This is a genomic window from Chromohalobacter sp. (assembly GCF_039830575.1).
Classification (GTDB): Bacteria; Pseudomonadota; Gammaproteobacteria; order Pseudomonadales; family Halomonadaceae; genus Chromohalobacter; species Chromohalobacter israelensis.
In genome coordinates this window covers 60955-85142 of the sequence record NZ_JBDOOX010000013.1, presented here as the reverse complement: position 1 = coordinate 85142, position 24188 = coordinate 60955, and the positions used below count along the sequence as shown (strand labels likewise).

Here is a 24188-nt window from a genome sequence, read left to right as displayed (position 1 = left end):
CAACGGCATGACGCCGCCACGGCGTCATGCCCGCCGATGCTTAGGAGACCTGCCATGACGCGCTCATCCCCCGCCGTTGTCGGCGATATCATGCTACGCGATGGTTACCGCGTCACCGCCGACACCTCGATCTCCACGCTGGCCGACGGCCTGGCACGCCACCGGCTCCCCGGGGCGCCGGTGGTCGATGCCAACGACCGCTTGATCGGCTTCATCTCGGAACAGGATGTGCTGGGGCAACTGCTCGACAGCGCTTACCATTGCGGCGAGCCGTCGCTGGTGGGCGAACTGATGCGTGAGGTCGTGCTGACCGTCACGCCGGACAAGAGCATCGTCGACCTGGCCGAATCCATGCGTGGCGAACGCCCCAAGGTCTACCCCGTCGTCGACGAGGGGCATGTCGTGGGCCTGGTGACGCGACGCGAAATACTGGCGGCATTGCTGCAGATGCGCAGCCGCTGCTGAGCCCCTCCGCCCGCCATAAAAAAACCGCCGCGCAGGGCGCGGCGGTCAATCGAGAACAGTAAGCTCAAAACGAATACCCTAGCGACTGCCGGGAAATAACGTCTCTTGCCTTACTCTGACCCCGCTGACGGCAAAAGTTCCACCAGCGTGAATTTTTTTGCTCGCCGGAGCGCTCATCGGGCTTGCCAAGCCACGTCACGCTTGATTAACATCCCTTCCCGTCGAGCGGGCATAGCTCAGTTGGTAGAGCATCAGCTTCCCAAGCTGAGGGTCGCGAGTTCGAGCCTCGTTGCCCGCTCCATCCCCCATGAAATATTCGAGCAGCCCAAAGCACCGCGAGCTGTGCGCCAGTCCGGTAGATCGCCATCCGATCGTCCCTCTTAGCCCGATCCCCCATGTTGTTTTCTCGCCGTACTGTCAGGCATCGCATGTCCTGTTCGTCCGCCCTCCACGCCTCGCCAATGGTCGAGTCGCGCGCATGGAGACTTTTGGGCAGAATCACGCTGCTGGACACTCACGCTAAAGATGAAAACACCATGACGACTTTTCCACGCGACACCCGGGCATGGCTGGGCGCCATGCTTTGCAGCTTGCCCTTGGCCCTGAGCGCCTTCGATGTTCACGCGGCCCCCGAGGGCAAGACCGACTGCATCGCACCCGCCAAACCCGGCGGAGGATGGGATTTCACCTGCCGGGCCACGGCGCGCGCCTTGCAGGAACTCGACCTGATTCCCGCCGGCATGCAAACCGTCAACATTCCCGGCGCCAGCGGCGGTGTGGCCTTCAGTCATGTGCGCGCCAAGCGCAATGACGACGACGACCTGATCGTCGCAGCCTCCACTGCCACCACCACGCGTCTGGCCCAACGCCGCTATGCGGGTGGCGATCGCGACCAGGTCCGCTGGGTCAATGCCATGGGCGCCGACTATGGCATCGTCGCGGTGCCCGAAGACTCCCCCTACGACGACTTGGCCGAGTTGCTCGATGCACTCGAGAAGGACCCGCAGAGCGTCAGTTTCTCGGGCGGTGATGTCGTCGGCGGCTTCGATCACCTGAAGGTATTGATGGCCGCCCGGGAAGCCGGTATCGACGACCTGCGCGATATCAAGTATCTGGCCTTCGACTCCGGCTCCGTCGCCATCACCCAGTTGCTGGGAGGCCACCTCGACGCCTTTACCGGCGACGTCTCCGAAGCCATGAGCTTCGTCGAAAGTGGCGACCTGCGCCTGCTGGCCGTTTTCTCGGAAGAGCGCCTGCCGGGTGAACTGAGCGATGTTCCCACCGCGCGCGAGCAGGGCATCGACGTCGTGGCACCCAATTGGCGGGGCTTCTACGTGCCCGGCGGCGTCTCCGATGCCGCTTATGCGGACTGGAAAGAGACGCTCGATACCCTGTACGACTCCGCACAGTGGAAGCAGATCATGAAGGCCAACGGCCTGCTGCCATTCCACAAATCCGGAGACGACATGGAGCGCTTCGTCGAAAAGCAGGTCAACGACATTCGCGAACTCTCGGAAACGCTGGGCCTGGTCGCGTCATGACCTGTCGCCGATGGCCGCATTCCACGGCCATCGGCACACGTCTCGGCCAACCCGTGGGGGACATGCTAGACTCGTGGCTTCGCAAACGTTTCGGCCTCTCATCGCATCATGCTTCTTTTCTTGCTGGTTTTCGTCGTCTGCCTGACGATTCTGGTCGGCACCGTGGCGATGCTGATGCTCAGCCGCACGCCACGTTACCGCACCGAGCCCGTTCACTTGCTCGACGTGTTCGACAAGACACTGGACAAGCGTGTGAGCGTGGCCGAGTGGCATACGGTCGTCGATTACCCGATCCGCCACGACGAGTACCTCGAGAGCATACGCCGTCGCGCCCAGCACTTGATGGAAGAGCACGGCCGTCCCTGGCAGGTGGCACAAGGCGGGTCGCTGCTGTCACGCGTCGGACGCGATGAACTCGAGGCGTTGCGCGATCATCTGCGGGCGCGCATGGCATTGCGCGAGGCCTGACCTGCCCATGATAGGCTCAGGGTGCCGTTGCGCCATGCCCACTGGGCACACGTCACGCCCACTGCGAACTTCAGGAGGGCCGCCATGACCAGCAGCATCCGTCTGACACCGCTCGACAATGCGGTCAAGCATCACGATCATGCCTTCCACCAGATCGTCATCGGCCTCGCCGGGCATGCCGAGTTCGAGATCGAGGGCCTGGGCGGCACCATTGCGCCGCTTTCCGGATGCATCGTGCCTACCAGTCATGTGCACTACTACGAGGGCATCGGCGACAATCGCCAGTTGATTCTCGACCTCCCCGACGATGCCCCCTCGTTGACGGGCGCCCACCGCGAACTGGCCCGACTGTTCGATGCACCGCGCTACTTCACGCTCGACGATCCCTTGCGCAACTACCTCAATTTCGTGGTGCAGGAAATGTCGCAACCGCGTCACGCCGATGGCGAACTCCTCGCCACGACGTTCCTGAGCTGTCTTCACGCTCGCCTGGCTCCGGACTTTCACCCTCTCGCGTCGGGTCGCCCCCTGGCTCTCGATGCCATCGACCGTTATATCGAAAACCACCTCGCCGAACGCATCACGGTCGGCGACCTGGCCCGCCTGGCGTGCCTGAGCGAAGCCCATTTCAGCGAGCGATTCCGCCGGCACACGGGGCTGACGCCCTATCAATACTTGTTGCGTCGGCGACTCGAACACGCCAGCGCGCTCCTGCGTGGCGCCGCCATCCCGCTAAGCGACGTCGCAGCGCGTACCGGCTTCGCCAGCCAAAGCGCCCTCTCGCACGCCTTCCGCCGCCACTACGGCCAGCCACCGTCTCGATTGCGGCACAATGGGGCGACGCCATTGGCGGCTACTCATCACAACATCGACTAACGTCTAAGATTCAACCCCTCAGCGTCGCCTAGCGGGTTTTTTGACACGTCGACCCGAGAAATTGGCAAGACTCGACGCACTGACCCACTCTAAAGTCGAGGATGACCGACACAACCAAGGACGCCGTCATACCGGCGCCGACTCCGCACGCCCTCCTTCATTATCGCGTCGCCGATCATCACGGGGTCATGACATGCTGAATGCCAATACCATGCTGGAAAACGCCACCTGGAACGATGAGCTCGACACGCTCTTTGCACGTGTCAGCGATCATTACAGTGTCGACGAGAACGCCTATGTCGCCGAACTGGCCGCGGTGCTGCGCAGCGACGACGAGGATTTCAAACGCATCGCCGCGCAGACCGCCGAACTGGTACGCGACGTCCGCGACATGGATACGGCAGTCGACTCCATCGACGAGCTGCTTCAGGAATACAGCCTCGATACCCATGAAGGCTTGATGCTGATGTGTCTGGCCGAGGCGATGCTGCGCATCCCCGACAAGGCCACCGCGGACGCCTTGATCGAAGACAAGCTTGGCCCCGCCGACTGGAAGGCGCACGTCGGACAGAGCGAGTCCTGGTTCGTCAATGCGTCCACCTGGGGGCTGCTGATGACCGGCCGCGTCCTTCAGCTCGATCATCCGCGCGAGGGCAAGCCCGCCAACTTCATCAACAAGATGGTCAACCGCATGGGCGAACCGGTGATTCGTCGCGCCATGTACCAGGCGATGAAGATCATGGGCAAGCAGTTCGTGCTCGGACGTACCATCGACGAGGCCCTGAAGCGCTCGCAGCCGCTGTTCGACAAGGGGTACACCTACTCCTACGACATGCTCGGCGAAGCCGCACGCACGCGCCCCGACGCCGGGCGTTATTACGACGATTACGCCAATGCCATCGCGCGGGTCGGCGCCACCAGCCGCAAGCTGGACGCCAAGACACCGTCGCCCTCGGTCTCGATCAAGCTCTCGGCGCTGCACCCGCGCTACGAGTTCGGCCGCCGCAGCCAGGTGCTCGACGAGCTCGTCGACAGCGTCCGCCAGCTCGTCACCCTGGCCCGCGAGAATGAGGTCGCCATTACCATCGATGCCGAGGAGGCCGATCGCCTCGAGTTGTCACTCGAGGTATTCCGCGCCGTCTTCGAAAGCGATGTATGTCGCGGCTGGGGCCACTTCGGCCTGGTCGTGCAAGCGTATTCGAAACGCGCTCTGCCGGTGCTGCATTACCTCAATCGTCTGGCCGATCAATGCGGCGACGAGATCCCGCTGCGCCTGGTCAAGGGCGCCTACTGGGATACCGAGATCAAGGAGGCCCAGCAGCAAGGGCTCGACGGCTATCCGGTGTTCACGCGCAAGGCGGGGACCGATGTCGCCTATCTCGCATGCGTGCACTTTCTTCTCTCGGAGGAGACCCGCGGGCGCATCTTCCCGCAGTTCGCCACGCACAACGCCCATACCATCAGCACCATCCTGGAGCTCGCCAACGATGCGGGTCGGCATTTCGAGTTCCAGCGTCTGCACGGCATGGGCGAGGCGCTCTATGAAGTCGCCCTCAAGCGCGCCCCCCAGGGCACCTACTGCCGTATCTACGCGCCGGTCGGCGCACACAAGGACCTGCTGCCCTACCTCGTCCGGCGCCTGCTGGAAAACGGTGCCAACTCGTCCTTCGTCCACCAGCTGGTCGATCCCCGCGTGCCGGTGGAAAGTCTCTGCGTCCATCCGCTGGAGACCCTGTCGCAATACGAAACCTATGCCAACTCCCGGATTCCGTTGCCGCGCGACATCTACGGGGAAAAACGCAAGAATTCCAAGGGTGTCAACTTGAACATCAACAGTCAGTATCAGCCCCTGATCGATGCCATGGCATCCTTCATGGAGACCGAATACCACGCCAAGCCATTGCTCGCCTTCACGGTGGAAGACGACGCCGCGCAGTGCCACGACGTGCTCAGCCCCTACGACACGCGTCAGCGCGTGGGTGACGTGCAGTGGACCACCAGCGAGCAGGCGCGCCGCGCCGTGGATGCCGCCTGGGCAGCGTTCCCCCGCTGGACCGACACGCCGGTCGAGGAGCGCGCGGCGATCCTCGAGCGCTTCGCCGACCTTCTGGAAACGCACCTCGCCGAGTTGATGACACTGTGCTCGCGCGAGGGCGGCAAGCTGCTGACCGATGGCGTCGACGAAATCCGCGAAGCCGTGGACTTCTGCCGCTATTACGCCATGCGCGCCCGAGAGATGTTCGACGCACCGATCCCCCTGCCCGGCCCCACCGGTGAATCCAACGAGCTGATTCTCTCCGGCAAGGGGGTGTTCGCCGCCATCAGCCCGTGGAATTTCCCGGTCGCGATTTTCTGCGGCCAGATGGTCGCTGCCGCCGTGGCCGGCAACCCGGTGCTGGCCAAGCCCGCCGAGCAGACCTCGTTGATCGCCCATCGCGTCGTGGAGCTGCTCCATGAAGCCGGCATGCCTCGCGATGTGGTGCAATTGCTGCCTGGCGACGGCCCCACCGTGGGCAGCGTGCTGACCGGCGACGCTCGAATCACCGGCGTGGTCTTTACCGGCGGCACCGATACCGCGCAGATCATCAATCGCGCTCTCGCCGATCGCGAAGGCGCCGCGTTGCCGACCCTGATCGCCGAGACCGGCGGCATGAACGCCATGATCGTCGACTCCACCGCGCTTCCCGAACAGGTCGTCGTCGATGTGGTGGGCTCGGCGTTCCAGAGCGCCGGCCAGCGCTGCAGTGCCTTGCGCGTCTTGTACCTTCAGGAGGATATCGCCGACAGGGTCATCGAGATCCTCAAGGGTGCCATGGCGGAACTGCACATCGGCGACCCACGCGAGCTGGGCACGGATGTCGGCCCGGTAATCGACGAGGACGCCCACCGCCAGCTCAGCGACTATATCGCACGCCTCAAGGAGGAAGGCCGCCTGGTCGCCGAGGCAACGCCCGATCCCGATGTCATCGCTCACGGTCACTTCATCGCACCCACTGCATTCGAGGTCGAAGGCATCGAGGCACTGGAGCGCGAGCAATTCGGGCCGATATTGCATATTGCCCGGTATCGCAGCGCGGATATCGATCAGGTCATCGATACCATCAACGCCAAGGGCTATGGCCTGACGTTCGGCGTGCATAGCCGCAACGAATCCTTTGCCGCTGAAATAGCGCGAAAAATTCGTGTGGGCAATGTCTACGTCAATCGTAATATCATCGGCGCTGTCGTGGGCGTTCAACCGTTCGGTGGCCAAGGACTCTCGGGAACGGGGCCGAAGGCGGGCGGACCGCACTATCTACAACGCTTTGCCACGGAGAAGACCCGTACCATCAACACCGCCGCCCTTGGCGGCAACGCGTCTCTGCTCGCGCTGGGAGACGAGTGACGGCCACTCGTCATCAAACAACAAACGTAGGGAACCTGCTGATGTTCACAACAACGCCACCATCGACTTCATCGCCATGCCCGGCCCGTTCGTGATGCCCGCCACCGACGTTCTGGCTCGTATGCGTACCAACAACCGCCGGTGCCACGCCCGGTCTAATAACTAAGATAACTAAGAAAAGGAGACGTTTTTATGGCTATTGGTGTCTGGATAAGCCTTTTCGCCTACTTTGCGCTCATGATCGGCATCGGCCTTTATGCCATGCGCAAGTCCACGTCCACATCCGAAGACTACATACTGGGCGGCCGCACCCTCAGCCCCAAAGTGGCGGCGCTGTCGGCCGGCGCTTCGGACATGAGTGGCTGGCTGCTGCTGGGGCTGCCCGGGGCAATGTTCGTCTCCGGCCTGGGCTCGGCATGGATCGGCATCGGCCTGCTGGTGGGGGCTTTCTTCAACTGGCTCCTGGTCGCGCCACGGCTGCGTGAACAGACGGTTCACTATGGCAACGCGATCACCATCCCCTCCTTCCTGGCCAACCGGTTCCCGACCCAGGCCATGTCGTTGAGGACGGTTTCCGCCATCGTCATCGTCGTCTTCTTCGCGGTCTACACGGCGTCCGGCCTGGTGGCAGGCGGCAAGCTGTTCGAAAGCGCGTTTTCCGGGGTCATCAACATCGGCGGCCTCAGCGATTACGCGGTAGGCATCATCATCACCCTGGGCGTGGTGCTGGTCTACACGGTCGTCGGCGGCTTCCTGGCCGTGAGCATGACGGACTTCGTGCAAGGCTGCATCATGATGCTGGCGCTGGTGATCATGCCGGCAGTCGTGATCTTCGGCGAAGGCGGCGGCGGCTTCTCCCAGGCCTCGCAGACGCTGAACGAGGTCGACCCCACGCTCTTGTCATGGACGGACGGCCTGACCTTCATCGGCTGGTTGTCCGCCGTGACCTGGGGCCTGGGCTATTTCGGTCAGCCGCACATCATCGTGCGCTTCATGGCCATCCGGTCGCTGAAGGACGTGCCCGTCGCCCGCAACATCGGCATGAGCTGGATGCTCATTTCCCTGATCGGCGCGATCTCGCTCGGGATCTTCGGCCGCGCCTACGCCATCCGCAATGGCATGGACGTCGAGGATCCGGAAACGATCTTCATCATCCTGGCGGACCTGCTGTTCCACCCGCTGATCACCGGCTTCCTCTACGCCGCACTGCTGGCCGCGATCATGAGTACCGTGTCCAGCCAGTTGCTGGTGGCCTCCTCGTCGCTGACCGAAGACTTCTACCGCCTGTTCCTGCGCAAGGAAGCCACGGAGAAAGAGACCGTCGGCATCGGCCGGGTCAGTGTCGTGCTGGTCGGCCTGGTGGCGGCCGTGATTGCGTCCGATCCGGGCTCTCAGGTCCTGGGACTGGTGAGCAACGCCTGGGCAGGCTTCGGCGCGGCATTCGGTCCGCTGATCATCCTGTCGCTGATGTGGTCGCGCACGAACGGTGCCGGCGCCATCGCGGGCATGGTCGTGGGTGCCGCTACGGTCATGATCTGGATTTCTCTGGGCTGGAACGCATCGTTCATGGGCGGTCCCGGCGTTTACGAGATCATCCCCGGCTTCATCGCTGCCTTCATCGCGATCCTGGTGGTGAGCAGCCTGACCAGCGACGCCGGAGAATACAAGCACATCTCCCGCTGAACCTGATGCGCATTCCATGCGCCGCGCGATCGATCAAGGGCTCCCTCGGGAGCCCTTTTTCAATGCGTCTCGCGGAAGGCCCAGAAGCGAGACGCCAGGTAGGTCAACACTGGCACCGTCAAGGTCGCGATGGCCACGGCGAGGAACCCCTGCACCGGCGTCGTGGCCAGCAAGGTGCCCAGTACGCCATTGTTGAGACCGAACCCCGCCAATGCCACCAGGAAGAAACGTTTCGCCCGGCCACGACGGCGAAACGTGACGCGTCGATGTCCCATCAGCGAGACCTGGAACGCCGCCAGGAACGCCACGACGTTGGCCAGGAATTCGGACATGCTCGGCCATGTCCCGAGCAGCACGCCGGCCACCAGCAGGTGCACGCCGGTGGCGGCGATGCCCACCAGCCCGAAACGGGCCGCGGTACCGGCCTCGCCTGCCAATCGGCTCATGAAGCAGGACCTTCACTGCAGGGGGCATGCAGCGTCTCGCTGTCTTCGGCCACCAGGTACAACGGACGCTGCTTGGTCTCGATGAACAACCGCCCCACGTACTCGCCCAGGATGCCGATCGATAGCAGTTGCATGCCGCCGAAAAACAGAATCGCGGTCATCAGCGAGGCATAGCCGGGCACATCGCTGCCGAACAGCACCACGCGTCCTACCAGCAGCACGATGTACAGGAAGGCAATCAGGGCGATCACCGCGCCGCAGTATGACCAGATGCGCAGTGGCCAGGTGGAAAAGCTCACGACGCCATCGAGGGCGAAGTTCCAAAGTTTCCAGTAGTTGAACTTGCTGCTGCCCGTCTCGCGGGAAGGACGCGCGTAGCGCACGCCGGTGGTGCGATACCCGGGCCAGGAAAACAATCCCTTCATGAACCGACTGCGCTCGGGCAGGCGATTGAGCGCATCCACCACTCGCCGGTCCATGAGCCGAAAGTCCCCGGCATTGTGCGGAATCGGTGTATCCGACAGGCGGTTGAAGAAGCGATAGAACAATCCGGCGGTGGCACGCTTGGTATGCGTATCCTCCTCCCGCGTGCCACGAACGCCGTACACCATGTCGAATCCTTCTTCACGCCACAGGCGCACGAATTCGAGGATCACGTGCGGGGGATCCTGCAGGTCGACGTCCATGGGCACGATGGCGTCGCCGTGCGCGTGCGCCAGTCCCGCCGTCAGGGCGGCTTCCTTGCCGAAATTGCGCGTCAGCGACAGATAGCGCACGCGCGCATCCGCTCGGCTGGCGTCGCGCAGGGTCGCCAGCGTCGCATCGCGTGAGCCATCGTCGACGAACACGACCTCCCAGCGTGCGACGTGCCCATCGAGCGCCTTGTCGACGGCCGCAAGAAACGCGCCGATGGCGCCCTCCTCGTTCATGACCGGCACCACGATGGATAGCAGCCAATCGCCCGCTGCGCGATGCGGGGACGCCTCATGACCTTCATGTTCAGACACTACCGTGGGACCCTCCATGTCACTCCTCCGCTTGTGCTAGCTCACCCAAAACAGCCATGCCACCAACACCGCCATGCCTCCCCAGCACCAGGGCGGCCGCAACCATGAAGGTCCTTTGTGCGCCCCGGTGAGCCCCACGCCATGCGCGAAGCCTCCCCCCAGGCTCCAGCTTCCCAGCACGACCGTTGCCACTCGCGCCGGCCAGGCCAGTGACCTGACCGTGTCGGGATACGCCAGCAGCCAGAACGCCAGCAATGCCGCAGCCAGCAAGGACCCCCAGGGAGCCAGCCGACTATCGACGATACGCCATACGTGCTCCATCACTCATTCTCCCCATCGCCCACCTTGCAAGTTAAGAGGCTTTTACGCCATCTGGCGAGTTCGACGCCGTTCCACGCCCCGGGTTCGATGAAGCGTATGCCACGCACATCATGGCGAATAGTTCACCCCAGGCAGAGAAAAACAGTGTTTGAAAATTTTTCTGGACTAAAAAAACACTGTTTCCTATACTGCAGACGTCGATTGGGAAACGCCGTTCTATTACGGCGAAGCAACTCAAGGAGTCCATCATGACCAAGATCAAGCTGATTTCCGCCCTCGCCCTTGCCGGTTCCTGCGCCTTCGGTACGCAGGCCGCTCTCGCCTATAGCGCAGGCGACTTCATCGTGCGTGGCGATATCGCCAAGACCGACGTCGACGCCAGCAACGTCGAAGATGACAACGGCTTCATGGGCAGCGTCGGCTACCTCTTCCACGACAAGCTGGGCGTCGCGCTGACCTCGAGCGAGAATTTCGAGCACGACTTCTCCAGCAACGGCACCAGCGGCGACTTCGAGCAGCGCCCGACCAACCTGACGCTGCAGTATTATCCGCTGGGCGGCACCAACTCGCGTGTACAGCCTTACGCCGGCGCTGGCGTGAACTACACCGAGTTCTCCAGCGAGCACGCCAGCAACGGCCAGAGCGTCTCCATGGATGACTCCTGGGGCGCCGTCGGCGAGCTGGGTGTCGATCTGTTCGTGACCGAGAACCTGGCTTTCAACGGCTTCGCCAGCTACACCGATGTCGATTCCGATACCGACATCAACGGCGCTTCCGCCGGTGAAGTGAATCTGGACCCGGTCACCGTGGGTGGCGGCCTGACCTTCCGCTTCTAAGGCAAGACCCTACGTGAACGCGACAACGCCGGGCCCTCAGGGCCCGGCGTTGTCGTATGAGAGGCAGACATCAGGGAAAGCCTGCGTCACGCCTCGGTCACGATGCGATCCACCTCGGCCACCGCCTCGGTGACCACCCGCCGCACACTGGGCGAGGCCTCCTTCAGCCAGGTATCGATCGCCGGTGCGACGCTGCAGGTAGCCGGCAAGGGCGCCTCGGTCTCGGCCAGCGTTTCAAGCCGCGCCACGAAGACATAGCGCAACCACTGCGGCAGTTCCATGGTATCCACGCAGAACGGCTGCTGGCTGTCGAACGCCGCCGCAGGCGGCTCCTCCACGCGCCACATGTCGACGCTGCGCAAGGTCGCGACCAGGCGCTCCAGTGCCTCCATCAAGGCTTCATGCGACGTCATCTCATCTCCTGAAGTAAAACATCCCAGTCACCATTGTCGCGCTTCGCACGGGGGGTTGACCACCTTGCCTTTCTAGCCGGCTCCTGTTGGGCCTTCCTTTTCCCCACGCTTGCCCACAGTTCACTGGGACGAGATTGTGGATAAACGTGGGACAACCTTCGCTTGGCCAAGATTGACGCCGCTCACGCATGAATGGTCATTTTTTGATCAACACGATGCCTCGGGGGCTGGTCAGCGTGCGTCTCGAACGCTACAGTGCCGCCCTCGATTCCGGAGGCAGCATGCAGTCGATCACCACACTCAGTGAATTCTTCCAACGCACCGGCGCGGAGGTACGCCTTTTCGACATGGGGCGTCGTGTCGCGCCGTTCGATACCACACGGCTTGCCGAATTCGAGGCCGGCGACGCACCCTGGCCTCTGCCCTGGAACGGGCAGGCACGCCTGGCCTGTGCCTTTCGCCTGGGGAACGACGCGTCCAGCGAGCCACTGATCTGGTTCCTGGCGCTGCCGCTCGATGAACAGGGGCTGCTGGTGCCGGGACCGCGCGATGCCTTCATCGAGCGTCTGCTCGAAACACTGGGGCGTACGGTGGAAACCGTGGGGCGCGACGATGCGCCACAAATCGATAACCTGATGCGCGACAACCCGCTGGTCTTCACGCCCGACCTCCACCAGCAAGCCATGCTGCATGCCCAGGCCGCACACGCCTTCGCGCAGCCCACGAGCCAGCATTACGGCCTGGCACAGGCCTATCTCATCGACGCCGATGCCAACGTCAACTGGCAAATGCTGGGCTTGCAGGGCATCGCGGATGTCGTGGTCCACCTGCAACGCGAGGCCGAAGCCAAGCTGGCCACGCGAATCGCGCACTTGCCTGTCGAGGTCTTGCGGCCGCTCTGCTACTGTATGGAACATTGCGACGTGGTCGACGCAAGTCTGGTCCCGCTTCGTGAACGCGCCGAACGTGCCGCTCGCGAAGGCGACCTGGAGACGCTGTGCGCCATCATTCGTGCCCTGGGTGCTGGACGCGACCCGCGTGTCGGCGACTGGTACGATGCGTTGCTCGAGGATGATGCCGCCTGTGGCCCGGATGTGCTCGCCGCCATGGCGGCACGCGGCTGGTCGCATCTCGAGGATGCCCAGCGCTTGCCACGCTTTCTCACGCGGCTGGCCGACAACCCCAACGCCAACTTCACCGCCCTGGTGCGCGACCTGGCCCTGGTGCCACGCCTGCGCCTGCCGGTGCTGATGACGCTTCGCCAAGCCAGTGCCGACTCCGCCATCGGACGGCGTCTGGCCGAACTGGAACACTGATGCATGAAAGCATTGCCCTATCAAGCCAAGGCCGTGATCGGCCGGCGCGAGATGGTCACGCTGCCCGAGCTGGGGCTGACGCTATGCGCTAAAATCGATACCGGTGCCCGCACGTCGGCACTGCACGCCGAGGACATCGAAACCTTCGAGCGGCAAGGCCATCTCTGGGTGCGTTTCATCACGCGCGGCGGCGGACCGGAAGCGCCCTCGCACGCGCTCGAGTTGCCACTGTACGATCGCCGCAAGGTCAGGAGCTCGAACGGCATCGAGCAGTGGCGCTATGTCATTCGTACGCACATGCAGCTCGGCGGGCTCGACTATCCCATCGAGCTGACCCTGACCGACCGTCGCAGCATGCGCCACCCCATGCTGCTCGGACGGCGCGCACTGCGCCGCCTCCTGGTCGCGCCCGGCGCGGCCTTCCTGCACGGCGAGCCTTGATGTCACCGACCTCGCCACCACGTGGAGACGACCATGCATATTGGCATTCTTTCCCGCAATCGCAGGCTGTATTCCACACGGCGCCTGGTCGAGGCCGCCGAAGCGCGTGGGCATACCGCGCGCGTGGTCGATACCCTGCGCTGCTACATGAACATTGCCTCCCACCGGCCGTCGATTCACTACAAAGGCGAGGAGATCGAGCCCTTCGACGCCATCGTGCCTCGCATCGGTGCTTCCGTGACCTTCTATGGCTGTGCGGTACTTCGCCAGTTCGAGATGATGAGCACCTATGTCCTCAACGATTCGGTGTCGATCACCCGCTCGCGCGACAAGCTCCGCTCCCTGCAGCTGCTGTCACGCAAGGGGCTGGGGCTGCCGGTGACCGGCTTCGCTCATTCGCCGGATGACATTCCCGACCTGATCACCATGGTCAAGGGCGCGCCACTGGTCATCAAGCTGCTGGAAGGCACCCAGGGGATCGGGGTGGTGCTCGCCGAAACCAACCAGGCAGCCGAGTCGGTCATTCAGGCGTTCATGGGCATGAAAGCCAATATCATGGTTCAGGAGTACATCAAGGAAGCCAAGGGCGCCGATGTGCGTTGCCTGGTCATCGGCGACAAGGTCGTCGCCGCGATGAAACGCCAGGCGGCCGAAGGCGAATTCCGCTCCAACCTGCATCGTGGAGGCACCGCCAGCGTCATCCGCATCACGCCGGAGGAGCGCTCCACGGCGATCCGCGCGGCCAAGGCGATGGGGCTGCGCATCGCAGGGGTAGATCTACTACGCTCCAATCACGGCCCCGTGATCATGGAGGTCAACTCCTCGCCGGGCTTGCAAGGCATCGAGACCGCCACGGGCAAGGACATCGCCGGCCAGATCATCGAGTATATCGAGAAGAACGCCAGCACGCCCCGCAAGGCGCCCCCCAAGCCCAAAGGCTAGGACGAGCGCCCGAAGGTGATGCCTCTGTCGATGTGCCTTCACCCCGGGGGAATTTTTCTTACCCCCGGGGTAGCAAAACGCTGTTTCCACCCGCACAATTTGCGTCACCGGAGGAGGTGACCGCCCATGTTTCTTGATAATCGCCAGGTGGCGATGGACAGCGTGCTGGAAGCGCTGGCCGATAGTCTCGATTATTTCCAGGATAACTTCGAGCGCCTGCGCCCCGCGTTGCGTGACAGCTTGAAGCCTCACTACGAAGAACGCGGCAAGGCCCTGCGCGAGTTGCAGGAACTCGCCAAGACGCATCTCGATCTGCTGCCGCGCGACGCCGACGTGGAGCGTGACGATTACCTCTGGCTGTGGAGCCGTATCAAGAGCTTCGTGGGCAACGACAGTCAAGTGCTGATCGGCGAGCTTCTCGAGCAGGAGCGCGTCTTGATGCAGGCCCTGGGCACGGCGTTCACCCATCCGCTACCGGACCCGCTGGAGCCGGCGCTGGAACGCTGCTGGAAGAACTGCCGCGCCTTGATCCGCGAGCTCAACGCCCAGCACAAGCGCTGACAGGCGACCTTACTCCTCCCCGGCCGCCTTGCCCTTGAGCGGCTCGAAAATCGGCAGTGTCTCCGGGGGCCCCAGAAAATAGGGATCGCGCCCCCACAGGTAGAGATCGCCGACGGCGGCCGCTCGCGCCAGCCACTCGCGCAGCCAGAGCTGCCACTCGCCGCTGACTTTCCCCCCGGGAACCGCACATCCCTGCGCCTTCAGCCCCGCCGCATCGGCGATGAACAGCGCCCGCGGCAGGTGCCAGGCCTGAGAAACCAGCAACACGTGCTCGACACCGAAGACGCGACGCGCACGCACCACACTGTCGAAGGTACTGAAACCGGCATAATCCAGGGTCATGTCGTCGCTGGCGACGTTGCGTGCCCGCAGAGCCCGCCACATGGCGATCGGCTCATTGTAGTAACGGGTGCGATTGTCGCCGGAAAGCAGGAGATGGCGCACGTGGCCGAGCCGCAGCAATTGCGCCGCCGCTTCCATGCGTGCGGTGAAATAGGGGTTGTGGCCTCCGCCGCGCAGGCCTTCGGCGGTACCGAAGACCAGGCCGACCGGTTCGGTGGCGCAAAGCAGCGTGTCATGCTGAATGCGCCCGGCGGTCTTGGCGAACACCCAGAGGTTGAGCGCCACGACCACCGCAAGCACGGACACCACGCCGACAAGACACCACTTGAACAGTCGCCGCCCCCACCGTTTCAGTCCACGGCGGCTCTTTTCTCGCGGCATGCTTGTCTCCAACGAAAGGGCTCACGGGCCCGTCAGGGCAACGCCTCGCGAACGCTAGAACATGCCCAGTTCCAGCTTCGCCTCCTCGGTCATCATCTCACGACTCCAGGGCGGGTCGAAAACGATCTCGATGTGCGTCTTGGAGACTTGCGCCGCGCCCATGATCTTGCGCCTGGCATCCTCGGCGATCACCTCGCCCATCCCGCATCCGGGCGCGGTCAATGTCATGCGAATGGTCACCATGGTCTCGCCGTTGAGCAAGTGCTCGATACGACACCCGTAAACCAGCCCCAGGTCGACGATGTTGACCGGAATCTCCGGATCGAAGCACGTCCGCAGCTGCTCCCAGATGAAGGCCTCGAGCTGTTCATCGTCGACGTGCTCGGGCAAGGTCGCGCGCGGCACCGACTCGAGCCCGAGAGCGTCGAGGTCGTAGCCCTCGATCAGGAACATGCGACCCTCGAACCCCACACTGACCGTACCGCCCTTGGCCTGCATCACCGAGACGATGCTGTCTTCGGTCAAGGTCACGCTCTTGCCGAAGGGGATCGAGATCGCGTTGACGTCACGCTGCAAGGGCATTTCCTGCCCTTTGTAGAGGCTATCCAGTTGATCCATGCCGTCTCCGTTAGCGCACCATGGCGATGACTTTCTCCAGGGCCTCGACGAACGCGTCGACCTCTTCGGGCGTATTGTACGCCGCCAGGGACGCACGACAGGTTGCCTCGAGCCCCATGCTGGCCAGGACGGGTTGCGCGCAGTGATGCCCGGTACGTATGGCCACGCCCAGTTGATCGATCAGCAAGCCGATATCCTGGGCGTGCACGCCATCGACCACGAACGACAGCACGCTGACCTTGTCGGGCGCCGTCCCGATCAGACGCAGCCCCTCGACATCGCGCAACTTGGCCGTGGCGCGCTCGAGAAGCTGCCCTTCCCAGGCCGCCATCATGTCGATGCCGGTGGCGGCGACCCAGTCCAGTGCCGCGCCGAGGGCGATCACTTCGGCGATGGCCGGCGTGCCCGCCTCGAACTTGTGCGGTATGTCGCTGTATACCGTGCCCTGATCGAAGGACACACGGCTGATCATCTCGCCGCCCCCCTGCCAGGGCGGCATCGCTTCGAGCAGCGCTTCGCGGCCGTAGAGCACGCCCACCCCGGTGGGCCCGTACATCTTGTGCCCCGAGAACGCGTAGAAATCGACACCCAGCGCGTGCACGTCGACACGCTGATGCGGTACCGCCTGGGCACCGTCGACGAGAATCAGAGCATCGTGGGCATGGGCCTCACGCGCCATCTCGGCCACTGGATTGACGGTCCCCAGGGCATTGGAGACGTGATTGACGCACACCAGCCGCGTACGTTCGCCCAGCAATTCACGATAGGCCGCCTGGTCAAGCACGCCGCGCTCATCGACAGGGATCACCTTGAGCGTCACATCCAGTGCCTCGGCCAGCATCTGCCAGGGCACGATATTGGAGTGGTGCTCCATCAAGGAGACCAGGATCTCGTCCCCCGGACGCAGGTTGGCCCGCCCCCAGCTATTGGCGACCAGGTTGATGGCCTCGGTGGTGCCCCGGGTGAAGATGATTTCGCGACTCGATGCCGCCCCCAGCCACGCGCGAACCTTGTCGCGCGTACCTTCATAGGCTGCCGTGGCCTCGTCGGCCAGGGTATGCAGCCCGCGATGAATATTGGCGTTGTAACGCCGGTAATAATCATCCAGCGTCTCGATGACCGCTGACGGCGTCTGGGTGGTCGCAGCATTATCCAGATAGATCAGCGGCTTGCCATGCACTTCCCGCTCGAGAATCGGAAAGTCACGGCGGACACGGGCCACGTCCAGCATCGGCTCGGAAAGGGCGTTCATGATGTCAGGCCTCCTGCAGGGCGTCGGACACCTCAACCAGGTCCGCAAGATTGAAACGCTCGGGCAGCTTCCCGGCCACGGCGCGCTCGACGCGCTCGGCGATGGCGGGCAAGCGCACCTGGTCCATGACCTCGCCGGCGAAGGCCAGCGTCAGCAGGCCACGCGCCATCTGCTCGTCGATGCCGCGCGTGCGCAACGCGAAGACGGCCTCCTCGTCGAGCTGGCCCGTCGTCGTGCCGTGCGAGCACTTGACGTCATCGGCGTAGATTTCCAGCTCCGGCTTGGTATCGATCTCGGCACGATCGGACAACAGCAGGTTGGCGTTGTTCTGATACGCCTCGATCTGCTGGCTGTCGCGCTTGACGATCACCTTGCCGTTGAACACTCCGCGGGCACGGTCGTTGAGAATGCCCTTGTAATTCTCGTTGGAGAACGTTTGCGGCGCGTTGTGATTGACCAGGGTGTGATTGTCGACGTGCTGGCGCCCTTGCACGAAGAACAGGCCATTGTAGTTGGCCTCGGCACCCTGCGCGTTGAGATCCGTCACCAGGTCGGTGCGTACCAGCGCGCCTCCCAGGTTGAGGTTGAAGGAGGTGAAGCGCGAATCGCGCGCCTGCTCCACATGGATGCTCGCCACGTGCAGGTCCTCGCTCGAGGCCTCCTGCAGCTTGTAATGATCGACGATCGCGCCACGCTCGAGCATGACCTCGCTGACCACGTTGGTGAAGTTGGCCGCCCCCGTTTCGCCGGCGTAATGCTCGATCACCGTCGCCTGACTGCGCGCGCCAGCCATGACCAGCACGCGCGGATGGCTCATGCGCGGCGCCTCGTTGGCCCGTGAAGCGAAGACCACGTAGATCGGCTTGTCGACGACCACGCCCTGGCCGATGCGCACGACCGCGCCTTCTTCGGAAAGCGCCACGTTGAGTGCGGTGAACGGCGAGAAATCGACACCGGCCAGGCGACCGATGGCCCCCCCGATGGCCTCGTGGTTGGTACGCATCGCCGTGGTCAACGGCTCGATGCTGATCCCTTCGGGCAGTGCCTCGACATCGGAAAGCGCGGTCGAGAAGACGCCATCGACGAATACCAGACGATAGGCATCCAGCGGCATGGACAACGCTTCGAAGCGCGACGCGCTCAGTTCGGCGTCATCGGTCAGCGCGAACTCGCCTTCGGCAATGCGACGCACGTCGGTGTATTTCCAGGCTTCATCACGCTTGGTGGGAAATCCCAGAGCCTCGAAGCGCGCTGCACCGGCCTGACGACGTGCCGTCACCCAGGTCGGCTCGTCGCTGAATCGCTCGCCGAGCCGTTGTAGAAAGGCGTGTGCTGCACTCATGCGACAGACTCCTCCAGCACCCATTCATAACCCCGCGTTTCGAGCTCGTGGGCGAGGTTCTTGTCGCCGGACTTGACGATGCGCCCGTCCACCAGGACGTGCACATGATCCGGCACGATATGTTCGAGCAGCCGCTGGTAGTGGGTCACCATGAGAATGGCGCGATCCTGGCTGCGCAGCGAGTTGACCCCTTCGGCGACGATCTTCATGGCATCGATGTCGAGCCCCGAGTCGATCTCGTCGAGCATCGCCAGCTTGGGTTGCAGTACCAGCATCTGCAGGATCTCGTTGCGCTTTTTCTCGCCGCCCGAAAACCCTTCGTTGACCGCACGCTGCAGGAAGCTGCCATCCATCTTCATGAAGCTCAGCTTCTCGCGCACCAGTTTCATGAATTCCGGGGCCGGCAGCTCTTTCTCGCCGCGCGCTTCACGCTGCGCATTGAGCGCGGCCTTGAGCAGGTAGATGTTTTTCACCCCGGGGATTTCCACCGGATACTGGAAACCCAGCAGAATACCGGCCAGGGCACGCTCCTCGATTTCCATTTCCAGCAGGTCCTGGCCTTCGAACAGGATCTGACCACTGGTGACTTCGTAGCCGTCCTTGCCCGCGATCACCGCCGACAGCGTCGACTTGCCCGCCCCGTTGGGCCCCATGAGGGCATGCACCTCACCGGGATTGATGGTCAAACTCAACCCCTTGAGGATTTCCGAACCTTCCACCGTGACGTGCAGATCTTTGACTTCGAGCATCTTGATACCTTGCTTGCGTTCGAGTCGCCCGGCGACTCCGATACATGGGTTGAGACCTTGACGATGCGTCGGAATGCTTACCCGACGGCGCCTTCGAGAGTGACGTTCAACAGCGCTTCGGCTTCCACCGCGAATTCCATCGGCAGCTCCTGGAAGACGTCCTTGCAGAAGCCATTGACGATCATGTTGACGGCATCCTCTTCGGAGATGCCCCGCGCCTGGCAGTAGAACAGCTGGTCCTCACCGATCTTCGAGGTGGTCGCCTCGTGTTCCACGGTCGCCGAGCTGTTGCCGATTTCCTGATACGGAAAGGTGTGGGCGCCACAGCGATCGCCGATCAACAGCGAGTCGCACTGGGTGAAGTTGCGCGCGCCCTTGGCGCGCGGCCCCACCTTGACCAGGCCGCGATAGGCTTGGTCGCTGTTCCCGGCGGCGATGCCCTTGGACACGATGGTCGAGCGCGTCCCCTCGCCGACGTGAATCATCTTGGTGCCGGTGTCGGCCTGCTGACGGCCATTGGTCACCGCCACGGAATAGAACTCGCCGACACTGTCCTTGCCGCGCAACACGCAGGACGGATACTTCCAGGTGATCGCCGAACCGGTCTCGACCTGCGTCCAGCTGATCTTGGAACGGTCGCCCCGGCAATCGCCGCGCTTGGTGACGAAGTTGTAGATGCCGCCCTTGCCGTCCTCGTCGCCGGGATACCAGTTCTGCACCGTGGAATACTTGATGTAGGCGTCTTCCAACGCCACCAGTTCGACCACCGCCGCGTGGAGCTGGTTCTCGTCACGCTGAGGTGCGGTGCACCCCTCCAGATACGAGACCTGGGCCTGCTTGTCGCAGACGATCAGGGTGCGCTCGAACTGACCGGTATTCGCCGCGTTGATGCGGAAATAGGTGGAAAGCTCCATCGGGCACTCGACGCCTTCGGGAACGTAGACGAAGGAGCCGTCGGTGAATACGGCCGAATTCAGCGCCGCGAAGTAGTTGTCCCCCTTGGGCACCACGCTTCCCAGGTACTGGCGGACCAGCTCCGGGTAGTCGCGGATCGCCTCCGAGATCGAGCAGAAGATCACGCCCGCCTCGGCGAGCTTTTCCTTGAACGTCGTGGTCACCGAGACCGAGTCGAATACCGCATCCACGGCGACCCCCGCCAGCGCGGCACGCTCGTGCAGCGGAATCCCCAGCTTTTCGTAGGTTTCCAGCAGCTTGGGGTCGACTTCATCGAGACTCTGCGGCCGATCCTCGGGCTTTTTCGGCGCGCTGTAGTAGGAAATCGCCTGATAGTCGATGGGCGGATAATCGAGATGCGCCCAGGAGGGCTCCTTCATCTTGAGCCACTGGTGGTAGGCATCCAGGCGCCATTCCAGCATCCACTCGGGTTCGCCCTTCTTGTTGGAAATGAAGGCGATGGTATCCTCGTCCAGCCCCGGCGGTACGGTATCGCTTTCGATGTCGGTCACGAACCCTTGGGTATATTCGCGACGGACAAGCTGTTCCATTTCCTGACTTGCCATGGTGTTTCCCCTCCCGGGCGGTATGCTCTCAGCGCGTGGCCGGGCCACCGCGCCACTTTCGTTCGTGTGATCAAACTTCGGCGCGACTCGCCAGGGTCACGCTCTGTATGGGCAGCTGCACGGGCAGCTTCAACGGCGTTTCCTGGGCCAGGTGCGCCAGGGTCACGCTGTCGAGCAGCGTACGAATCGCCAGCGAGACACGTTGCCAGTTGTCGGCGACGCCGCAGGTGGCCAGCAGATCGCAGTCGCCATCGGCATGACTGCATTCCGTCATCGCCACCGGCCCTTCAATGGCGCCGATGATATCGGAAGCGGTGATGGCCGCCGCCGGCCGCGCCAACCGATAACCGCCGAGCGAGCCGCGACGCGATTCCAGAAGCCCTGCCTTCACCAGCATTTTCAGCGTCTTGCTGACGGTCGGATGGGGCAATTGCACGGCATCGGCCAGCTCGGTGGCGGCGTGTGCCTGCTCCGGATGACGCGCGATCTGCGCCATCACCACGGCGGCATAGTCGGTCAGCTTGGAAAGCTTCAACATGCCTTCACTCCACCATTCATCGATTGGGTACCATTTTAGTCCTATATGAATTCGATGTGAAGGGAACCGACGACTTCCGGCCTTTCCACGCGATGATAGCGTCACGATGACGACCGATCGCATCAATAATGACAATTATTCCTATTCGCATAGACTATCGTGCTTGCCTTGGCGCCCATTCGCCCGCACATTCGACACAGAACTTCCGTCGGACACCCGCATGCGACGTCATCTGACCCAAGAACTGCACAACCTCATCGAACGCGGCCGCGACCGCCAGCTGCGGCTTGCCGTCACTGGCCTGTCCCGCGCCGGGAAGACTGCGTTTCTCACCTCGCTGGTGCATCAACTGCGACATGCGGGGCTGGAGGCACGGCTCGATCTGCTGCGCGCCGCCCGCGAAGGCCGCTTGCTCGGCGCCCAGCGCGTCGCCCAGCCGGATCTCGGCGTGCCGCGCTTTCCCTACGATGCCGCCATGGCCGCGCTCGACGGCACGCCACCGCAATGGCCCGCCCCGACACGCGGAATCAGCGAACTGCGCCTGACCATCAAGCATCGCACCCGGCGCGCTCGTGGCCTGCTGGGCGACACGGCGACCCTGACCCTCGACTTGATCGACTACCCCGGCGAATGGCTGCTCGACTTGCCGCTGCTCGAACACGATTTCCTCAGTTGGTGCGAGGCCCAGCAAGCCACGCTCGGCGCAGAGCGTCAGCGCCTCTCCGCGGCCTGGCTGCAGGCCGCCGGTGCCCTCTCTCCCGACGACACGGCCGATGAAAACCATCTCGCCGAGGTGGCCGCACATTACGCCACCGCGTTGCGTGCCTCGCGCGAGGCAGGGTTCGCCGACCTGCAACCCGGGCGTTTCCTGCTGCCGGGGGACCTGGAGGACGCGCCGGTACTACAGTTCTTTCCGCTGCCCGACATCGGCGAGGCCCAGCGCGCCGAGCTCGAGGCCTTGCCCGGCAGCAGCGTCTACAAGACGTTGGCGCGGCGTTTCGATCATTACCGCCGCCATGTGGTCAAACCCTTCTATCGCGACCATTTCCGCCGCTTCGACCGTCAGATCGTGCTGGTCGATGTCCTCGGGGCACTGAACGCGGGACCGGAACGCTTCGAGGATCTCTCCCGTGCGCTCGGCACGCTGATGCGCAGCTTCGATTACGGCAAGCGCAGCCTGCTCAATCGCCTCTTCTCGCCGCGCATCGACCGGCTCGCCATCGCTGCGACCAAGGCCGATCACGTGACGCCCGAGCAGCACCCCAATGTCGTTGCCCTGCTCGAGGCCTTGCTCGCCGAGCCGCTCAAGGATCTGCGCTACGCGGACGTGCCGGTGAAGGCCCTCTCGCTGGCATCGGTGAGCGCCACCGAACCGCGCGATGTCGAACACGAAGGACGCCGGCGCGCCGCCCTGCGTGGCACCACACTGGAAGGCGAGGACGTGCTGCTGTTCCCCGGCGACGTGCCGCCGCGGCTGCCCGCGCACGACTTCTGGGCCCGGCAGGGCTTCGCGTTCACCGCGTTTCGCCCGCCGCAGCGCGACACGGCGGCCCTGCCGCATGTCCGCATGGATGCCGCCCTCGACTGGTTGATTGGAGACAAGCTGACATGAGCGAGCCACGGCCCGGCCAACGTTTTCGCGTCGACGACGAGCCCCCGTCTTCCTTTGCACCCGACCCCGGCGAGCGTTTTCGGCTGGACAGTGTCTCGCACCCGCTCGCCGCTCAGGACAGCGCACCGGACGTGCCCCTCGAGGCCAGTCTGGGCAAGCCGCGCAAGCGGCGCTGGGGACTGGTGACATTGCTCGGCGGCAGCGTGGCGTTGGGTGGCATGGAAGTCGCACGTCACTTGTATACCGCCACCCTCGGCGGCGACTGGCTCGCAGGCGCCTGGAGCGTGCTGGGATTGCTGGGGCTGGGCCTGGTCGGTGCAGCATTGTTGCGGGAACTCTGGCGGCTGCGCCGTCTCAAGCGCCATACCCGACTCCGCGACCAGCTCGCCGCCACGGAAGACACCTCGCCGCACGAGGCTCATGCCCTGGCCGAGCGCTTGCGGCGCCAGATGCGACTCGATGACGACGATCCTCACTGGCGCGCCTTCCAGGCCGCGCAACAGCCGCATCACGACGCCCAGGAAACACGCACCCTGCTGGCCCACCATCTGCTGGCGCCCCGGGACCGTCAGGCCCGGCGCCTGGTCGCCCGCATGGCCAGTGAAACGGCGGTCATGGTCGCCGTCAGCCCGGTCACCTTTCTCGACATGGCACTCATGGCCTGGCGCAACATCGGCTTGATCGACCGTCTCGCCGCGCTCTATGGCCTGGAACTGGGGTATGCCAGCCGGCTGCGCCTGTTCCGCGCGGTGCTCTATAACATGGCGTTCGCCGGCGCCAGTGAAATCGCCTCGGATGCGAGCATGGACCTGTTGTCGATGAACGTGGCCGGCAAGCTTTCCACCCGCGCCGGCCAGGGGCTCGGCGCGGGACTGCTCACCGCCCGCCTCGGGCTGCGGACCCTGCGCATGACGCGCCCGATTCCCTTCACCGAGGGCGAGGCACCGCGCCTGGCCGACCTGCGCCGGGAGCTGTGGCAACGCTTGCGTCGGCTCGAGACGCAGGACGACGCCGCGTCATCCACACGAAATTGATCCAGATCACGCTACGAAGTGCCCCGAGGGACTAGGCTGGAAGAAGACAGGCTCGCGTGCGTTCAGGCAGACGTCGCGAGCATTGCCCTCATGTCAGTT

At 63.7% G+C, this 24188-nt stretch carries 24 protein-coding genes and 1 tRNA gene; 14 read left to right on the top strand and 11 right to left on the bottom strand.

What is annotated here, in order from left to right; genetic code table 11:
- Positions 1-54: 54 nt before the first annotated feature.
- From ABGX75_RS12905 to putP, 7 genes are all read left to right on the top strand, one after another.
- Entirely contained in the window at positions 55-465 is a 411-nt protein-coding gene (locus ABGX75_RS12905) for a CBS domain-containing protein (protein ID WP_011506554.1), read from the top strand.
- Positions 466-690: 225 nt separating this feature from the next.
- A tRNA-Gly gene (locus tag ABGX75_RS12900) sits at positions 691-766 on the top strand.
- 235 nt (positions 767-1001) lie between these two features.
- Positions 1002-2006, top strand: a complete 1005-nt coding sequence (locus ABGX75_RS12895; protein WP_110061307.1) for a tripartite tricarboxylate transporter substrate-binding protein — start codon at positions 1002-1004, stop codon at positions 2004-2006.
- 108 nt (positions 2007-2114) lie between these two features.
- Entirely contained in the window at positions 2115-2474 is a 360-nt protein-coding gene (locus tag ABGX75_RS12890; RefSeq protein ID WP_011506552.1) for a hypothetical protein, read from the top strand.
- An 84-nt stretch (positions 2475-2558) separates the two neighbouring features.
- Entirely contained in the window at positions 2559-3350 is a 792-nt protein-coding gene (locus ABGX75_RS12885) for an AraC family transcriptional regulator (protein ID WP_110061308.1), read from the top strand.
- Between the two features lie 193 nt (positions 3351-3543).
- On the top strand, positions 3544-6735 hold the full coding sequence (gene putA, locus ABGX75_RS12880; protein ID WP_011506550.1) for a bifunctional proline dehydrogenase/L-glutamate gamma-semialdehyde dehydrogenase PutA: 3192 nt from the start codon (positions 3544-3546) through the stop codon (positions 6733-6735).
- A gap of 192 nt (positions 6736-6927) precedes the next feature.
- Positions 6928-8418, top strand: coding sequence for a sodium/proline symporter PutP (putP, locus tag ABGX75_RS12875; RefSeq protein ID WP_110061310.1), 1491 nt, complete (start codon positions 6928-6930; stop codon positions 8416-8418).
- Positions 8419-8477: 59 nt separating this feature from the next.
- On the opposite strand, the gene ABGX75_RS12870 is transcribed toward putP, so the two are convergent.
- From ABGX75_RS12870 to ABGX75_RS12860, 3 genes are read right to left on the bottom strand one after another with little or no spacing between them, the layout of a single operon-like run.
- On the bottom strand, positions 8478-8864 hold the full coding sequence (locus tag ABGX75_RS12870; protein ID WP_110061311.1) for a GtrA family protein: 387 nt from the start codon (positions 8862-8864) through the stop codon (positions 8478-8480).
- Positions 8861-9889: a glycosyltransferase family 2 protein gene (locus ABGX75_RS12865; protein ID WP_347410520.1), complete on the bottom strand. Its 1029-nt coding sequence runs from the start codon at positions 9887-9889 to the stop codon at positions 8861-8863. Before ABGX75_RS12865 ends, ABGX75_RS12870 begins: the two co-directional genes overlap by 4 nt.
- Before the next feature lie 18 nt (positions 9890-9907).
- Positions 9908-10192, bottom strand: a complete 285-nt coding sequence (locus ABGX75_RS12860) for a hypothetical protein (protein WP_043558071.1) — start codon at positions 10190-10192, stop codon at positions 9908-9910.
- Positions 10193-10440: 248 nt separating this feature from the next.
- Here ABGX75_RS12860 and ABGX75_RS12855 point away from each other — a divergent pair, with 248 nt between their 5' ends.
- Positions 10441-11028: an OmpW family outer membrane protein gene (locus tag ABGX75_RS12855; RefSeq protein WP_347410521.1), complete on the top strand. Its 588-nt coding sequence runs from the start codon at positions 10441-10443 to the stop codon at positions 11026-11028.
- An 86-nt stretch (positions 11029-11114) separates the two neighbouring features.
- Here the strand turns inward: ABGX75_RS12855 and ABGX75_RS12850 are convergent, their stop codons facing one another.
- Positions 11115-11441: a YqcC family protein gene (locus ABGX75_RS12850; protein ID WP_011506544.1), complete on the bottom strand. Its 327-nt coding sequence runs from the start codon at positions 11439-11441 to the stop codon at positions 11115-11117.
- A 281-nt stretch (positions 11442-11722) separates the two neighbouring features.
- Between ABGX75_RS12850 and ABGX75_RS12845 the strand changes: the two genes are divergently transcribed.
- The 4 genes from ABGX75_RS12845 to ABGX75_RS12830 all read left to right on the top strand — a co-directional run bounded on the left by ABGX75_RS12845 (position 11723) and on the right by ABGX75_RS12830 (position 14701).
- Positions 11723-12757: a DUF3549 family protein gene (locus tag ABGX75_RS12845; RefSeq protein ID WP_347410567.1), complete on the top strand. Its 1035-nt coding sequence runs from the start codon at positions 11723-11725 to the stop codon at positions 12755-12757.
- Positions 12758-12760: 3 nt separating this feature from the next.
- Positions 12761-13198, top strand: coding sequence for a RimK/LysX family protein (locus ABGX75_RS12840; RefSeq protein WP_011506542.1), 438 nt, complete (start codon positions 12761-12763; stop codon positions 13196-13198).
- A 33-nt stretch (positions 13199-13231) separates the two neighbouring features.
- Positions 13232-14140 carry a 30S ribosomal protein S6--L-glutamate ligase gene (rimK, locus tag ABGX75_RS12835; RefSeq protein ID WP_011506541.1) on the top strand — a complete coding sequence of 303 codons (909 nt, stop codon included), beginning with the start codon at positions 13232-13234 and terminating at the stop codon, positions 14138-14140.
- Between the two features lie 126 nt (positions 14141-14266).
- The gene (locus ABGX75_RS12830; protein ID WP_011506540.1) at positions 14267-14701 is read left to right on the top strand and encodes a hypothetical protein; all 435 of its coding nucleotides are present in this window, start codon (positions 14267-14269) and stop codon (positions 14699-14701) included.
- A 9-nt stretch (positions 14702-14710) separates the two neighbouring features.
- On the opposite strand, the gene ABGX75_RS12825 is transcribed toward ABGX75_RS12830, so the two are convergent.
- The 7 genes from ABGX75_RS12825 to ABGX75_RS12795 form a co-directional block, all read right to left on the bottom strand.
- Positions 14711-15424 carry an ElyC/SanA/YdcF family protein gene (locus ABGX75_RS12825; protein WP_347410522.1) on the bottom strand — a complete coding sequence of 238 codons (714 nt, stop codon included), beginning with the start codon at positions 15422-15424 and terminating at the stop codon, positions 14711-14713.
- Between the two features lie 54 nt (positions 15425-15478).
- Positions 15479-16042, bottom strand: coding sequence for a putative Fe-S cluster assembly protein SufT (sufT, locus tag ABGX75_RS12820; RefSeq protein WP_011506538.1), 564 nt, complete (start codon positions 16040-16042; stop codon positions 15479-15481).
- Positions 16043-16052: 10 nt separating this feature from the next.
- Complete coding sequence (locus tag ABGX75_RS12815) at positions 16053-17294, bottom strand: cysteine desulfurase (protein ID WP_011506537.1); 1242 nt, start codon at positions 17292-17294, stop codon at positions 16053-16055.
- A 4-nt stretch (positions 17295-17298) separates the two neighbouring features.
- A complete protein-coding gene (sufD, locus tag ABGX75_RS12810; protein WP_110061314.1) occupies positions 17299-18636 on the bottom strand; it encodes a Fe-S cluster assembly protein SufD in 1338 nt (445 codons plus the stop codon).
- Positions 18633-19385 (bottom strand): Fe-S cluster assembly ATPase SufC, encoded by a 753-nt coding sequence (gene sufC / locus ABGX75_RS12805; protein WP_011506535.1) that lies wholly within the window; start codon positions 19383-19385, stop codon positions 18633-18635. The genes sufD and sufC overlap by 4 nt, the downstream gene beginning before the upstream one ends.
- A gap of 77 nt (positions 19386-19462) precedes the next feature.
- Complete coding sequence (sufB, locus tag ABGX75_RS12800; protein ID WP_011506534.1) at positions 19463-20905, bottom strand: Fe-S cluster assembly protein SufB; 1443 nt, start codon at positions 20903-20905, stop codon at positions 19463-19465.
- Positions 20906-20975: 70 nt separating this feature from the next.
- Positions 20976-21443 carry an SUF system Fe-S cluster assembly regulator gene (locus tag ABGX75_RS12795; RefSeq protein WP_011506533.1) on the bottom strand — a complete coding sequence of 156 codons (468 nt, stop codon included), beginning with the start codon at positions 21441-21443 and terminating at the stop codon, positions 20976-20978.
- A gap of 220 nt (positions 21444-21663) precedes the next feature.
- Here ABGX75_RS12795 and ABGX75_RS12790 point away from each other — a divergent pair, with 220 nt between their 5' ends.
- Positions 21664-23055, top strand: coding sequence for a YcjX family protein (locus ABGX75_RS12790; protein WP_035410465.1), 1392 nt, complete (start codon positions 21664-21666; stop codon positions 23053-23055).
- On the top strand, positions 23052-24089 hold the full coding sequence (locus ABGX75_RS12785) for a TIGR01620 family protein (RefSeq protein ID WP_179152175.1): 1038 nt from the start codon (positions 23052-23054) through the stop codon (positions 24087-24089). Before ABGX75_RS12790 ends, ABGX75_RS12785 begins: the two co-directional genes overlap by 4 nt.
- The last annotated feature ends 99 nt before the right edge of the window (positions 24090-24188 follow it).